Below are 14,912 nucleotides of genomic sequence, written 5' to 3' on the forward strand. Positions count from 1 at the left end.
TAAGGGCATTTGTTTGCCGGCGGCGTGGCGTTGCCCTTCGAAGTTCTAGTTGATGGTCACTCCCGCGTCGACCTTGAACTGCAGCCCCGTCACGTATCTGGCTTCGTCGGAAATCAAGAACAGCACCGCGTGGCTGACATCCACGGGGTCGATGGCCGGCGTGGGCATCGCGTTGACGAAGGTGGGAATCAGGTCGGGGCGTTCCTCGGAGAAGACGGCTCCGATCGACGGAGGGATCATGCCGGTCGGGCACCCGGTGGGATGAACGGAATTGACGCGCACGCTTTGCGCGGCCAACTCATTGGCCAACCCCAACGTCAGCCCCACGACACCGTGCTTGGCAGCGGTGTAAGGATGCTGCAGCGGAAAGCCTTTGATGGCGCCCGCGGAGCTGATGTTCACCAGGCTGCCGCCACCTTGGTCAAGCAAATGCGGGATAGCCACCGCGCACGTATTCCAGGTTCCGATCAGGTTTACATCGACGACCGTGCGCCAGTCGTCGAGAGTTGTGGTGTTCCATGGCCCGACGGTCAACACACCGGCGTTGGCCACTGCGCCGTCTAGGCCACCCAGTTCGCCGACGCCATCATCGACGGCCTTGCGCAACGCGACATCGTCGCGGACGTCGACGACATGACTTACGCACCGCCGGCCCAGTTCCGTGACCAGCCGTACCGTTTCGGCGAGATCTTCCTCTGTGGCCAGAGGATATTCGATCTGCGGCAGGGACTGGCAGATGTCGATCAGGATCAGATCAGCGCCTTCCTGCGCAAGCCGCAGCGCGTGACTGCGTCCCATGCCGCGGGCCGCACCAGTGATCAGAATGCGTTTACCTGCAACGCGTCCCGAGGGCGATGTCGTCATACCACGAATCCGGCTACCGCTCGTTCCACATCAGCCCGCGCATCGTCGCGGACAGTGGAATGTCCTCGACACCGATGAGCCCCTGGGGCGCGCGGCACACCCAGTCGATCGCGTTGACGACTCGGCCGGCCGTCGAAATGCAGCCGGCATCGGTGGAATCAAACAGGGGATGGGATACGTGGGTGTTGATTTCGACCCGAGGTTCGCCCTCCACGACGACGCGATGCACTCCGGTATGACCCTCGGGTGGGAATTCCCAGTCGGGTGCGGCGGTCTGCGTGAGCCTGGTGACGTGCTCGAGGGTGATGGCCGGCTCGCCGTCGCGCACGCCCTCGGTGGCGAACCGCACCGCCGCCATCTGCCCCGGCTGCACCGTCATCATCGTGCAGTCGATTCGTTCTGGCGTGTACCACGGTTCGACACGCTGACGCACGTCCTCGAGCTTGATGTCCAGATTATCCGCCAGGCTGCGGACCTGGCCTCCCCACATCGACACGATCACCCCGGGCAGGAACATCATCGGTGCATCGTCGTCCGGTGTCGAGCCGAACCCCATTGCAGCGCCGGTGAATTCGGCGTCATCGTAGTTTCCGTAGTCGAAGATCTCCTGCACGGTGATCGACGAGACCCGAGTGGTCAGGCTGACGGCCGAGTGCACCAGGGTGTCACCGGAAAAGCCAGGGTCGATGCCGTTGACGTAGAGCGAGGCATCGCCGGCCGCGCAGGCACGCTCCAGGGGCTCGCGCAGCCAATCGTCGGCGTGGCGGGGCGTAACCAGCCAGACCATCGATGTACCGACCACATTCGTACCCGCCGCGAGGAACTTGGTCATCTGCTCGATGGCTTCCATCGGGCGCGTTTCACCCTGCGAGGTGTAAACCACGCAGTCGGCGCCCAGGCCCACCAACGCGTCGATGTCGTCGGTGGCGACGATGCCGGTCGGTTCGTTCAGTCCGCACAACTGTGCCGCGTCCTGACCGACCTTCTCGGCGCTGGCGGCGTGCACGCCGACCAGTTCGAGATCGGGTCTGCCGATGATGGCTCGCAACGAATGCCGGCCGACGTTTCCGGTGGAGAATTGAATGACCCTGCGCATTACCCTCGTCCTTCCGGCGGTGGGTGAAGACCCATCATGGCGCGTTCATTCGAAGCGGAGGTCAGTAATCGGGTATCGGCAGCGGCGAATTGTTCGAATCGATGCCACCATCGACGTGAAAAGTCGCGTTGGTCGCGTAGCAGTCGCGGGTGCACAGGTACACCGCGAGCCGTCCAAGGTCCTCGACGTCGCCCAGCCGATGCAGCGGTGTGGCCTCTTGCATCTTTTCCAGCGACCCCGGCATCAGGTCCAGGCTACCTTTCAGACCGTCGGTGGAGAACGATCCCAGTGCGATGGCGTTGACGCGAATCTTCGGGGCGAGTTCTTGTGCCATGGCGCGGGTGAGCGCTTCGAGACCGCCCTTGGCGACGCAATAAGCGGTCAGCGCCCGGATACCGAACCGCGCCGAGCCCGATGAGATGTTGATGATGGAACCGTGTCCGGCGGTGAGCATGTGCGGCGCCACGAGCTGACTCATGATGAATGCCGACGTCACGCACCAGTCGAACGTGTGCCGGAAGTCCTCGTCGGTAATGTCCAAGAACCGCGCATAGGTGGAACCACCGACATTGTTGACCAAAATGTCGATGCGACCGAGGCGCTCCATGGCCGTGCTGACGACCCGCTCTGAATCCGGACGACTCATCGCATCCGCTACAAGCGCCAGCCCTTCGCCGCCGGCAGCCTCGATACCCGCAATCGTGCCAACGATATCCGCCTCGGTCCGTGCGGTCCCAACCACCGTGGCGCCCGCCTCCGCCAAGACCCTAGCGATACCTGCTCCCACACCCTTCCCGGCGCCCGTGACGATCGCGACCTGCCCGTCCAGCCGGAATTGCTCCAATGCCATGCCGGGCTCCCTCGATCGAGTGCGTGCGCCGTTCAATCTATGAACCTTGCTGACTAAAGTCAATGACAGTCCAGTGCATATATCAGCCGCGGCGTGTGGGTTGCCTGACAACACTCAAGTTGGCAAGCCTTTTTGGCCCAGACACGGCATACTGGTCGAGTTAGCCTCGAAGCTCTCACATGAGCCAGGTCAACCGTGAGGAAAGAATGGCTGTGACGGATCGGCTGTCGGCGCGAGAAGCCAAGCGCTTGCAGACGCGGGAACGTTTGATGGGCGCCGCGATCGCGGAATTTGCGCGCGCCGGCATGGCCGAGGCTGACGTGGCTGCCATTGTGGCCGCGGCGGGCGTCGCCCACGGAACCTTCTTCTTCCACTTCCCCACCAAGGAGCATGTGCTGCTCGAGCTGGAGCGCCGCGAAGAAGACCGCATCGCCAAGCAGTTCGCACAATTCTTGAAGTCCAAGCACGATCTCGTTTCCGCGCTGAACGAGGCGGTCCGCCTGGTGGTCGGGCTGGAACGCCGACTGGGCGATAGACTATTCAATGACTTTCTCGCGCTGCACTTTTCCCAAACGCGTCCGCAGACCGAAGACGGCAGGGACCACCCGCTGATCGTGCTGGTCGCCCAGGAGATCGCGCAGGCCCAAGAGCGCGGCGAGACGGATTCAGAGGTGAACCCCATGAACAGTGCGGTGTTCTTCCTGCTCGGTCTCTACGCTCTGTTGATCACGACCAACCACTGGCCGACCGGCCATACCCTGCTCGAAGATTATGTCGCGAGGACATTGCGAAGCTTGAGACCATGAGGTCTTGCGGCGCTAGGGCCGTATGACGCCACGCAGCTTCATCAGCCCAAGTTCGTTGTGGGACATGAATCCCGGCGGGGCATCACACACAGCGGGAATGGCATTGGCGGGACCCATCGCGGTCCAGGTGTAACCAGGCAGCGCGTACCCGCCATCCGGGTCCTGTGCGCCCTGCAGGATCAGCTCGGTGGACGAATCGCCCTCGATCACTATGCGGTAGTGGTAGTGCTGAGGCCAATCCTCCTGCGGTTCAATGGCATCGAAGGTGTCCATGGTGTATATCTCATGGAAGACTATGAGGGGCTTGCCTTCCACCCACGCGGTCCACCTGTGGTGCTGCCGAGCGACCGTGCCCTTCTTGATCACTCCCTTGAAGCCCGGCATGTCGCTGGTTTCGCCACCCTCAAAGGGGATGTCGCGCGTGGCAGACCCGAGCTCCACCTCAGTCGTGTATTTCTCGACCGTTTTACCCATTCCCTCCACCACCATTGCCATCGACTGCGCGAACAATGGCCACGCTTGCCCCAACAGGTTCGGGCCGTCCTCAAACCCGGCAGGATCGCTCCCCATTCCCATCTCATACAGGTACTTCAGCGTGTCCCGGCCGAAGTTCACCACCTCGTAGATGTGAATAGTGTCGATTTGACTGACGATTCGGGCCAGCGTCAGGACCAGTAGGTCTCCGGCAAAGCCGGGGTTTACACCCCCTGCATGAAACGACGTTCCACCCTGGCGGCACGCCGCATCGATCTTATCGATGTCCGCCTTGCTGTGTTCGGTTCGATACCACCACGCGCCGCCTGAGGCGACGACGTTCTTGCCGCCGCGCAGCAAGCGGCACACCTCATCGGGGTCAGACCACAGCGGCGCATAAAACACGCAATCGGCTTCGAGCGCCTCGATGGCAGCCTTATCGGTGGTCGCCAGCACTCCGGTGGGCGCCTTGCCGCAGAGTTCACCGGCGTCCTTGCCTACCTTCTCCGGACGATTGCACAGCACTCCGACGAGTTCGTAGGCGGGGTTGTGCACGAAGTGACGCAGCGCTATCGTTCCGACATTGCCTACGCCCCACTGGATTACACGATATTTTCGCTCGGCCGGCGATTTGAGCGTCATTGCTACTCCTTTGCATAGCCGGACGGGCTGAGCGCTCGATGAGCGTAGGCATCCCCGGAAGTCTGTGTCAACGGTCACGGCTGACTTTCGTCAGTAGAAGCAATGTGTCGCCATTACGGGCGCCGCGCCAGCAGACGGCAACCCTAACGTCATGTGGCGTAGTAGTGCGTCTCGCTCGACCTCTTCTGCTGACTCCAGTCAGCCTGTTATAGTGCAAACGCCGATCCAATCACTGGGGGGTTCGTGAATCTGCCGAAGCTCGAGTCAACCGGCGCCGCACAGGCGAGCCTGACAATCGACGAGCACATGGCGCGCTCACAATCCGCGCAGCGCCAAGCCGACAAATGGCTCATCTCCGGCAGTCTGCTGATCGGCACCGCCGCCCTGGGCATCTTCGGGTTGCCGTTGTTTCTCTGGGGCGTACGGTTGCTGCGCCGGGCCCAGCGCGATGGCCTCTCCGTTCGACCGATGCTGGTCACGCTGCTCGGCTACCTCGTCATTATCGACGCGGCCATCAACACGGTCGGATGGGCCCTCGACCTGGTGGCAAACCACACGATCCTGGCCCGGGTGCTTCTCAACGGCTGGGGCAACATGTTCGACGCCGGCTACTTCTGGCACTACAACGAGCTGTGGGTCGGCGGCGCGGCGGGCCCGGGCGAAAAAGCTCTGGAAGTCGGCCTCATCCTGACCGTCTTCACCATGCGCATCGCGGCGGCCATCGGTTTTCTGCAGATGAAACGCTGGGGCCATCAATGGATGGTCGTCACCTGCTGGATGGGCGTGGTCATCTGGATCACCTACGTCTTCAACATGACCATGTTCGCCGATGTGCGCTTCGCCGGAGTCGTACTGCCGGTTGTCGGCTGGTGGCTGTACGACATCTTCTACATCACCCCGTTCCTGGCCATCCCCTATCTGCACACCGTCAACCGGGAACTCTTCTCCGACTGAAATGTGTGAACTGAAATCCGCTACGCCACCGAGGAAGTCACATCATGGGCTATCTATGGGAGATCCTTCGCTACGTCGCCGCATGGGGCGGCACCGGACTGATCATCTGGTTCTGGTACTGGCTGTTCTCCAACATCGGCACCTTCTGAATGACTAAGCACTCCGATGCGCATGCGATGGCGCTGGAACGCAGTTGCGCCGTCACGGCAGTCGCGCTGAGCGAGCAACGTCGCGAGGGCGTCCGCCTGGTCACCGGGGACCGGCGGGGTTTCGGCATGAACGCGGCGCTCACCTTCGTTCATGTCCCCTACCCCGCGCCACCCGATTGGACCCGCAGGACCCTGACATGCGGTGTGGCGCTGCAGTGTTCGCCGTCGAAAGAACGCGTCACCGAGTATCGCCTCAACGAGCTCTCCGCCCGCGAACTGCGTGCGCTCACCCTCGTCGAGGCCGGCGTCGCCCTTGGCTGGATCGCGTCGCGGTGGCCCGGCCTGCTGCCCGAGGTTCAAGGACTCCTCCCCGACCTCCACGCCGAGTCCGGCGACGTGGCTCCCGCCGAAATGCTGTGCCGGGCAATCGCTTTGGCTGCCACCGATCAGGCATTGACGATTCATCCCCTGCTGGGCACCTTGCCGCTGGCATATACTGCGCCGCACGGTTTGACCGACAAGCTGCGACGCAGCTTTGGCAGGATGCCATGGACCACAACGCAGAAACGTCTGCCGCGACCGTATTCCGTTCCCGTCGGCGGCGACGGCGGGGTCCGCAACCCCAACCTGCCGCCACCGAGCCGGCCACAGGACAACGATCTCGACGTCACACCGCAACACCGGCCGGGGATCCCCTATCCCGAATGGAACATGTGGACACAGCGATTCATGCAAGACCACGTTGCCGTTGTCGAGCACGCCGACGGCCGGCACGCCCGCCGCCCGGTGCCCGTCGCCGTCGACGTGCGCAAGTGGTTCGAAGAGCACACCCACCGCGCGATGACCAACCGCCTCGAAGACGGCTCCGACCTCGACGTCGACCAATACGTCAACCACTACATCGATCTCGCGACCGGCGAGGCCAAGGAGCCGAAGGTGTTCCGCGACCTGCTGCCCAGCAGCCGCGACGTCACCACGGCGCTGCTGCTCGACGGGAGTTCGTCGCTGGGGGTGCACGGCGGGCGCGTATTCCAACTGGAATTGTCGTGTGCCGATGCACTTTCGCGGGCAATGACGCTGGCGCGCGAACGGCACGGTGTTTTCGTTTTCACCGGCAACACCCGCCATCGAGTCGAAGTCCGCTGCCTGAAGGACTTTGAGGACCGCCGGTTCGTACCGCCGAGCGGGCTCGGCCTGTCCACCAGGGGATACACCCGACTCGGTGCGCCGCTTCGCCATTTGACCAGCCGGTTGCTGGCGCAGGCCTCCGAGCGCCGCCTGTTGATCGTCATCGGCGACGGACTGATCTCCGACGAGGGATACGAGGGACGTTACGCCTGGGCCGATACCGCGCACGCGGTCGAGGAGGCCAACGAGGCCGGGGTGTCGATCTACTACGTGGGCGTGGGTCCCACCCGCGTCGATCCCCTGCCCGAGGTGTTCGGGCCTCGCCGGTCGCAGCGGATCCGGCGCATAGAGGAACTGCCCCGGGTATTGGCCCACGTCCATCGTGAACTGGTCGCCGCGTGAATGCCGACCTGCTGAGGAAGAGATGACCACCGACACATACTTCGCCAACGGCAACGAGGTTCAGCTGTTCGAGCAGGCCTTCCACCGGCGCATCCCGGTGATGCTCACCGGCCCGACCGGATGCGGCAAGACCCGCTTCGTCGAACACATGGGCTCCTTGCTGCAGCGGCCCGTGGTCACCATCAGTTGCCACGACGACCTCACCAGCTCCGACCTCGTCGGCCGCTTCATGGTGACCGGCGGCGACGTGGTCTGGACCGATGGCCCGCTGACCCGGGCCGTCAAAGCGGGCGCGATCTGCTATCTCGACGAAGTCGTCGAGGCCCGCCACGACTCCTTGGCGATCCTGCATTCGCTCACCGATCACCGGCGGTCGCTGTATCTCGACCGCGCTGGCGAGGTGGTGCAGGCGCCCGAGGAGTTCATGCTGGTGTGTTCGTACAACCCGGCATATCGCAGCTCGCTCAAGGAGCTCAAACCGTCGTTCCGCCAACGGTTCGCCACGCTGGCGATGCACTACCTACCCCCGGACCGCGAGGCGGAGGTGATCGTCGCCGAATCGGGAATCCCGTTGGGTACGGCGAGGCGGCTGGTCGGCTGCGCGGTCGCGATCCGCACCGCCGACCAAGCCTTCCACTTCGAGCCGCCGTCGACCCGGGTGCTCGTCACGGCCGCTCAGTTGATCGCCGCCGGCGCAACCGAATTGGACGCGGCCGATGCGTGCATACTCGCGCCACTGAGCACCGACGGCGCTGTCACCGACGGCCTACGCGAAGTCGCGGCTGCCAGCCTGGGGACCGCAGACGCATCGAGTAGTTCTTAGAAAGGAGCAACGGTATGGACCGACAAGAGCAGAAGCGCAAGAGGGCGCTCATCGTCTTCCAGATCTTCATCTACGGCTACCTGTTGGCGATGTTCGGGATCCAGCTCTACATGTCGTTCGCACGGGGGTGGTGGGACCTGTGAATCTCCCCTTGCTGAAACGACATTCGGATGGAACCGAGGCATCGGTCAGCCTCGAGGATCACCACGACGAATCCCGCCAGGCTCAGCGCCGCGCCGATAAGTGGATGATCGTCGGCGCCGGCCTGATGGGCATGTGGGCGCCGGGCCTGATCGGCTTTCCCATCTTCATGCGCGGGGTGTGGCTGCAGCGCCAGGCCTTGCGCGCCGGACTGTCGGTCCGGCCCATGATCGTCACCCTGATCGGCTATCTGGTGTTGATCGACGGAATGCTCAACAGCCTGGGCTGGGCCCTGGATCTGGTGGCCAACCACACGCTGATCAACCGCGTGCTGATGGTCGGCTGGGGCAACATGTTCGACGCCGGTTATTTCTGGCACTACAACGAGCTTTGGGTCGGGGGCGCCGCCGGGCCGGGCGAGAAAGCTTACGTGGCCGGCCTGATCCTCACAGTCTTCTCGATGCGGGTGGCAGCGGCGATCGGCTTCCTGCAGATGAAGCGCTGGGGTCATCAATGGATGGTCGTCACATGCTGGATGGGTGTGGTGATCTGGTCGGCCTATGTCTTCAACATGACCATGTTCGCCGACGTACGGTACGCCGGAGTCGTCTTTCCGGTCATCGGCTGGTGGCTCTACGACATCTTCTACATCACCCCGTTCCTCGCCATCCCCTATCTGCACACCGTCAATCGCGAAATCTTCTCCGACTAGCAAGGAGTCGTGCCATGACAAGCCCTTCCGCACCGGCATCCGCCGAAGACAAGGACCCGGCCGCCGATCTCGAGCCGGGGACGACGCCGTACTACGCGCGGATGCACAAATGGATCAAGCGTGCCGTGCTGGTGTGCTTGGTGGCCCTCGTGATCGAGGGCGCCTTCACGTTGCCGTTCATGGCGGTCTACTACGGCTACCCGACGCTGAGCCTCACCCAGATCTGCAGTGAGCTGCTCAAGATCCGGTACTCCAACGACACGCTCGAGTGCAAGTACCCCTACCCGCCGTTCGGCCCGCCCGAGGGCGCCGAGGGCAAGGCCACCGCGCAGGACGTGTGGGGCATCCAGCCGATACCCAAGTACCACCGGCTGGGATTCCGCGAACTCGTCAAGATCCACAACGACAGGCTGGCCCGCCAAGCCCAGGCGGCGCCGCACCCATGAACGGGCTGAACCGTTGATCCATCGGGTCGTTCAGTGGACGACGGGCAACGTCGGCAAGAGCTCGGTCAAGGCCATAGTCGCCAACCCGACGCTCGAGCTCGTCGGGTGTTACGCCTGGTCGCCGGAGAAGGCCGGACATGATGTCGGCGAGCTGTGCGGGATCGAACCACTGAATGTCAAGGCCAGCAACGACATCGACGCACTGCTCGCGCTCAAGCCGGACTGCGTGGTCTACAATCCGATGTTCGCCGACGTCGACGAGCTGGTCCGCATCCTCGGCGCGGGCATCAACGTGGTGGGCACGGCGGGGTTCATCACCGGTCACTTCCTCGGCGCGGGACGTGAGCGCATCGCCCAGGCCTGCGAGGACGGCGGGTCGACCATCTTCGGCAGCGGCATCAACCCCGGTTTCATCCAATTGTTCGCCATCGTGTCGGCGGGACTCTCCGACCGGGTGGACAAGGTGTCGGTACTCGAATCCTTCGATACCACGATTTACAACTCCCCCGCGACCGAAATACCCATGGGCTTCGGCTATCCCATCGATCAACCGGACCTCCCGGCCATCACCGAGAAGGGGTCCGGCATCTTCCGCGACGGCGTGTTGCTGCTCGCCGATGCCCTCGGAGTCGAGCTCGACGAAGTTCGCTGCGAAGCCGAGTACGCCGCGACCACCGAAGATCTGCACTTGCCCGGCGACTGGACCATCGCGAAGGGTTGCGTCGCCGGCATCCACGTTCGCTGGAAAGGGGTGTTGGCCGACCGCGAGGTCATCGAAATCGGTGGGCGATGGCGCAAAGGCCAAGCACTGCAGCCAGATTGGCCGCTGGACATGGGCTATACGGTTGAGGTGCAGGGCCGACCGACGATCAAGACCACATTGAGCTTTCTGCCACCACCGGACTTTGAGGGCCAGACGCTAGACGACTACATCATGTTGGGCCTCACCATCACCGCCGTGCCGGCGATCACCGCGATACCCGCCGTCGTCGCCGCTCCTCCCGGCATCGTCACCTACAACGACCTACCGCTGCTACTTCCGCGCGGAGTGCTACGCACCAACGCTCGATAGGAGGACTCAGATGCCTGAAGAACCCTCGCTCCATCACGTCGTGTTCGCCGTGGCGCCGGAACGACATGCCGCAACGACACAGATGTTCAGCGATCTCGGATTCCTCTTCGAGCCCCTGCGGCTGGCCGAGCTCGGCCTGGACATCCACCTCGACTGGGATCGGGGCATCGAGCTGATCAGCCCGATCCCCGGGTCGACCGGCGAGGTCGCCGTCTCGGTCACAGAGTTCCTCGAGCGTCACGGCGACGGCGTGTTCACCGTGGTGATCGGAGTTCCGGAAGCCGCCAAGGCCGACGCCGTCGCCGAGCGCTACGGCGCGACAACGCGATTCCGGCAACGCATGGAGGGCGGAGGCACCTACCTCGACGAAAACGACGTGTCGATCCTGGGACTGCCACTGACATTCCTGGCAACCAACATCCCGTGATTGGAGACGGCATGGCTGGTTTCGGCGCCGATCGAAGTACTGCCAAAGCGCTACCAGCCAAGCTGGTTTCGGCCTAAGGAGGCACGATGACCGTCGACACCGCATCACCCAGCGTCTTCGACGCCGGCCTTCCGACGCTGCACTACGAAATCACCGACACCGTGCACGAGGTCGCCCCGCGCATCCACGAGGTGCGCACGAGGTCTCCGATAGCCATCGGACCGCTGGGACCCGAGGTGCTCGGTTACGAGCTCGCCCGCGGGATACTTCGCGACCCCCGGTTCGTTTTCCCGCCCGGCATGCACATGACCGCTCGCGGGATAACGTCCGGCCCGCTCTATGACCGGGTCCTCGGCACCATCCTGGGCATGGAAGGCGAGCACCATCGACGGCTGCGCGGCCTGGTGTCCAAAGCCTTCACGCCGCGGGCTTCCGCACGCATGGAAGACACGATCGACGCGGTGATCAACGGGTTGATCGACCAGGTCGCCGATGCCGGCCGATGCGATTTCGTCACCGACATCGCCCGGCCGTACCCGATCCCGATCATCTGTGCGCTGTTGGGCGCGCCTCCCCAGGATTGGGAGCAGTTTTCCCTGTGGGCCGAGGACATTTTCAAAATCGTGAGGTTGGACTCCGACCTGGCGAACGAGCAGCACATCGTGATGCGCGCATGGGACGAGTTCGACGCGTACATCGACGAGATGATCACCGAACGCCGGGGCCGGTTGACCGACGATTTGATCTCCGAACTGATCCGCGCCCAGGACGACGGCGACCGGCTGAGCAACGCGGAGATGCGCATGCTGGCGTTCAGCATTCTCAGCGCCGGCACCGACACCACTCGCAATCAACTGGCCGCGTGCATGCACGCGCTGTGTGATCATCCCGATCAACTGGCGATGCTGCGCGACGATTCCGGCCTCGCGATGCAAGCCGTCGAGGAATGCATGCGCCATTCGCCGGCGGTCTGCACCACGCTGCGCACCGTCCTGGACAACGTCACGTTCGCGGAGTACACGTTTCCGGCGGGCACCTTCATTTCGGTGAATACCTTTGCCGCGAACAGTGATCCAGAGGTCTACCCGCACCCGCACCGGTTCGACATCACCCGCGAGGAACCGCCGCCGATTCTGACCTTCGGCGGCGGCGCCCACTATTGCCTGGGCGCCAATCTCGCCCGAACGGAACTCGCCGGAGCCCTCAAAGTCATCGCCCGGCGCATGACCAATCCGCGCCGCGTGGCCACGGCACGCTGGAAACCGATGCTGGGATTGAGCGGGCCGGTCGAGCTGGAGATGGAGTTCGACTAGCTAAGCGCGTCGTCCGCGGCCAGCTCGAGCAAACGGATCTCGCCGGTGGCGCCGTCGACCTCCACCATGGCCCCCTGCGGCAGTGCCTTGGTGGCCCCCTGAACGTCGACGACACACGGAAACCCGAATTCGCGGGCCACCACGGCGGCGTGCGACATCGGGCCGCCGAGTTCGGTCACGACGGCGGCGGCGTAACAGAACGCCGCGGTGTACCCGACGTCGGTCACCTCTGCGACAAGGATCTCACCGGGTTGCAGGTCGTCGATGGTTTCGGGCCGCACGATCCGCACCCGGCCGCGCACCCGTCCCCCGCAAACGCCGACACCACGCAAAGTGTCCCCGCTGGCCAGCGCGTCCGATGTGGTCGCGGTCGGCTGCCAGCTTCCGCTGAAGACCGTCGGCGGCGCCACCGCGACCAGCCGGCGTTGTTCGGCCCGGCGCCGCGCCACCAGCGCGCCCACGTCCGCAGGGAGTGCATCGAGTTCGTCGACAAGCAGATAGAAGACGTCATCGGCCGCGTCGAAAATCCCGGCATCGACCGACCTACGCCCATACTCGCGCAACAGCTTTCGCAGGACCCAGTTCGCCCGCACCACCTTGTCGCGGCGGACTTCACGATCCCGAAGTTGTTGGGTGGCCAGAGCCGCTATGGGCTTGGCGTGCAACGGGATCCGGGGCCGCTGGGGCTGCGGCGCGGATGACGCGCTCATTGCTCTGGTCACCATCCGCACGAGCAGCTCGGGATCGTCGGCGTAGCTGGTCGACAGCATCTCGAGCTCGGCCGGACCACGGTGCCCGATGAGCGCCAGCTCGTCTAGCAGGGCGGCATGGAATTCCGGCGCCTCAACGGCGAGCTTGTCGAGCCGATCGCCCGGTTCGGCCAGCAGCGCCGTGACTTTCGGATCGCGCTGCGCGACGACCACCAAGCGCTGCATCGCCTCGACGGAACGCGCGCTGACCAATTCCGGTCCGCCGGGCGCGGCGACGTCTCGTCCGCATAAACCGCGCAGCAGCACGTTGAACGCCGCGCACAGCAGGAACGAGCCCGCCGCCAGCACCCAGCCGTGCACCACCTGGTCACGCGCCAGCGAGATCAGGCTCAGCAGCCGACGATCGTCGAGCCCGGCGAGCTCGCCGTCGGCCAAGCGTTCCAGGCGATCGACGTCGGCGACGAACTCGCGGGTGTCCAGGGGCGCGCCGGCGGACAGGCCGATCAGGTTGACGCCGAATACCCCGATGTTACGGATGGTCCGCAGTCGCTTGCGAAATCGGCCGTTGTCGGAGTGCGGATGTTCTTCACTGAAGATCGGCAGGGCGGCCATGCTCGGACCGAAGAACCCGCTATTGCTCACCACCGTCGTCGGCTTGACGAAAGGCACCGTTTCGGCCATGAAGTGTGCGGTGGTGATCGCGCCGTACAGTCGGTGGGCGAACACCGCGACCATGCGCATCGCGATTTCGCGTTGGATCGTCCCGCCGGGCCGCAACCGCTCGGCGACGCACACGGCGCTGGCCCGCAGTCCGCGAACCGTCGCCGACGCCGACGCCGGCGAAAAGGGACCAGGCAGCGCCTCAGACAGGTTCGTGGCGAGGAAGGTGGGAAAACGCGGGTCGATCGGCGTGTCGAATTCCCCGTTATCCCCCGCTGCGCCTGCCCAAACGGGTTTGACGCCGTCGTCGCTCGGCGCGTCGACCGACGGTAGGTCCTGGATGTTGGCCAGCCGCCACGGCAGCGATACCACCCGATTGCCCACGGTTACCCGGCCGCGCACCGCCAGCACGAAATCCTGGACACATTCGCCGGATTCCCACGCCGGCTGAAACGCCCATTCTTCTGTCAGCCGCGAGGTGTCCATAAGCGCAACCCCCCGCACCAGGTGCAGCTCGGCCGGCTCGCGGCCAAGGCGCACGATTGGGCGGCGCAGCGCAGCGGCGATGTGCCGGAAGGTCAGGTCGCCCGAAGCGGCGAGATTCACTGGGCCACCGGCGACTTCGGTTTCAATGATGGCGCGGTTGAATAGCCGCAGCGCGTCGTCGAGGTGGACGACCTGCATCTGGCGATCGGCCGACCGGTCGGGGAACGCCGGCAACGCGAGCAGGCGGCGCACCCAGTTATCGACGCTTCGCCCCAAGATCAGCGCGGAGCGGATCGCGACCCATTCCGCTCCCGATTCCGCAAGCATCTGTTCGACTCGGGCTTTGGACCGGCCTTCGGCGCTGATCGGAGTCGTGACCTCGTGTTCGGCGTGCGGCACTGCCGTCCCGCCGTACACATGCGCTGATGACGCGAAAACGATTCGCCTAGAACCATTCTCGGCCATCGCTTCGAGCACGTTGCGGCTGCCGCCGATATTGACCTGGTCGTCGTACCCGGAACCCTTCGCCCACGCGAGGTGCGCGACGACGTCCGCGCCGGCCAGGGCGCGTCGGACAGCCCCGGCGTCACGGATGTCGGCAGCAACGAAATCCGCTGCGCTCGGCCAGCTTTCGGGACGATGGCGGGCGATCCCCGCGACGTCGTGGCCCTGGCTGAGCAGCCGCGTGACGAGGCCGCGACCGAGCACGCCGCTGGCCCCGGTGACCGCGATTCTCACAAAACGCCCTCACTCATGG

General features: G+C 64.4%; 15 protein-coding genes. 10 read left to right on the forward strand and 5 right to left on the reverse strand.

Features of this window, described 5'->3' with window-relative positions:
- Positions 1-45: 45 nt before the first annotated feature.
- From A5753_RS20355 to A5753_RS20365, 3 genes are all read right to left on the reverse strand, one after another.
- The gene (locus A5753_RS20355; RefSeq protein ID WP_067132320.1) at positions 46-864 is read right to left on the reverse strand and encodes a mycofactocin-coupled SDR family oxidoreductase; all 819 of its coding nucleotides are present in this window, start codon (positions 862-864) and stop codon (positions 46-48) included.
- 13 nt (positions 865-877) lie between these two features.
- The gene (locus A5753_RS20360) at positions 878-1,960 is read right to left on the reverse strand and encodes a dihydrodipicolinate reductase (RefSeq protein WP_067132323.1); all 1,083 of its coding nucleotides are present in this window, start codon (positions 1,958-1,960) and stop codon (positions 878-880) included.
- A gap of 61 nt (positions 1,961-2,021) precedes the next feature.
- Entirely contained in the window at positions 2,022-2,810 is a 789-nt protein-coding gene (locus A5753_RS20365) for an SDR family NAD(P)-dependent oxidoreductase (RefSeq protein WP_067132326.1), read from the reverse strand.
- A gap of 206 nt (positions 2,811-3,016) precedes the next feature.
- Between A5753_RS20365 and A5753_RS20370 the strand changes: the two genes are divergently transcribed.
- The gene (locus tag A5753_RS20370; RefSeq protein WP_067132582.1) at positions 3,017-3,616 is read left to right on the forward strand and encodes a TetR/AcrR family transcriptional regulator; all 600 of its coding nucleotides are present in this window, start codon (positions 3,017-3,019) and stop codon (positions 3,614-3,616) included.
- Between the two features lie 12 nt (positions 3,617-3,628).
- Here the strand turns inward: A5753_RS20370 and A5753_RS20375 are convergent, their stop codons facing one another.
- On the reverse strand, positions 3,629-4,732 hold the full coding sequence (locus tag A5753_RS20375; RefSeq protein WP_067132335.1) for a dihydrodipicolinate reductase: 1,104 nt from the start codon (positions 4,730-4,732) through the stop codon (positions 3,629-3,631).
- Between the two features lie 306 nt (positions 4,733-5,038).
- On the opposite strand from A5753_RS20375, the gene A5753_RS20380 reads away from it, so the two are divergent.
- The 9 genes from A5753_RS20380 (at position 5,039) to A5753_RS20415 (ending at position 12,299) form a co-directional block, all read left to right on the forward strand.
- The gene (locus A5753_RS20380) at positions 5,039-5,686 is read left to right on the forward strand and encodes a hypothetical protein (RefSeq protein WP_156656181.1); all 648 of its coding nucleotides are present in this window, start codon (positions 5,039-5,041) and stop codon (positions 5,684-5,686) included.
- A 149-nt stretch (positions 5,687-5,835) separates the two neighbouring features.
- A complete protein-coding gene (locus tag A5753_RS20385; RefSeq protein ID WP_067132342.1) occupies positions 5,836-7,365 on the forward strand; it encodes a nitric oxide reductase activation protein NorD in 1,530 nt (509 codons plus the stop codon).
- Between the two features lie 22 nt (positions 7,366-7,387).
- A complete protein-coding gene (locus A5753_RS20390; protein WP_067132364.1) occupies positions 7,388-8,188 on the forward strand; it encodes a CbbQ/NirQ/NorQ/GpvN family protein in 801 nt (266 codons plus the stop codon).
- Positions 8,189-8,202: 14 nt separating this feature from the next.
- A complete protein-coding gene (locus A5753_RS25090; RefSeq protein ID WP_255361372.1) occupies positions 8,203-8,331 on the forward strand; it encodes a hypothetical protein in 129 nt (42 codons plus the stop codon).
- On the forward strand, positions 8,328-9,041 hold the full coding sequence (locus A5753_RS20395) for a hypothetical protein (RefSeq protein WP_067132366.1): 714 nt from the start codon (positions 8,328-8,330) through the stop codon (positions 9,039-9,041). Before A5753_RS25090 ends, A5753_RS20395 begins: the two co-directional genes overlap by 4 nt.
- 14 nt (positions 9,042-9,055) lie before the next feature.
- Positions 9,056-9,487, forward strand: a complete 432-nt coding sequence (locus A5753_RS20400) for a hypothetical protein (protein ID WP_067132367.1) — start codon at positions 9,056-9,058, stop codon at positions 9,485-9,487.
- Positions 9,488-9,500: 13 nt separating this feature from the next.
- Positions 9,501-10,559, forward strand: a complete 1,059-nt coding sequence (locus tag A5753_RS20405; RefSeq protein WP_067132370.1) for a dihydrodipicolinate reductase — start codon at positions 9,501-9,503, stop codon at positions 10,557-10,559.
- A gap of 10 nt (positions 10,560-10,569) precedes the next feature.
- Positions 10,570-10,986 carry a hypothetical protein gene (locus A5753_RS20410; RefSeq protein ID WP_067132373.1) on the forward strand — a complete coding sequence of 139 codons (417 nt, stop codon included), beginning with the start codon at positions 10,570-10,572 and terminating at the stop codon, positions 10,984-10,986.
- Positions 10,987-11,072: 86 nt separating this feature from the next.
- Complete coding sequence (locus A5753_RS20415; protein ID WP_067132377.1) at positions 11,073-12,299, forward strand: cytochrome P450; 1,227 nt, start codon at positions 11,073-11,075, stop codon at positions 12,297-12,299.
- Here the strand turns inward: A5753_RS20415 and A5753_RS20420 are convergent.
- The gene (locus tag A5753_RS20420) at positions 12,296-14,893 is read right to left on the reverse strand and encodes a sugar epimerase family protein (protein WP_067132380.1); all 2,598 of its coding nucleotides are present in this window, start codon (positions 14,891-14,893) and stop codon (positions 12,296-12,298) included. The genes A5753_RS20415 and A5753_RS20420 overlap by 4 nt on opposite strands.
- Positions 14,894-14,912 lie beyond the last annotated feature (19 nt).

The sequence above is a fragment of the Mycobacterium sp. 852002-51971_SCH5477799-a genome (genome assembly GCF_001667145.1).
In the GTDB taxonomy this organism is placed as follows: domain Bacteria; phylum Actinomycetota; class Actinomycetes; order Mycobacteriales; family Mycobacteriaceae; genus Mycobacterium.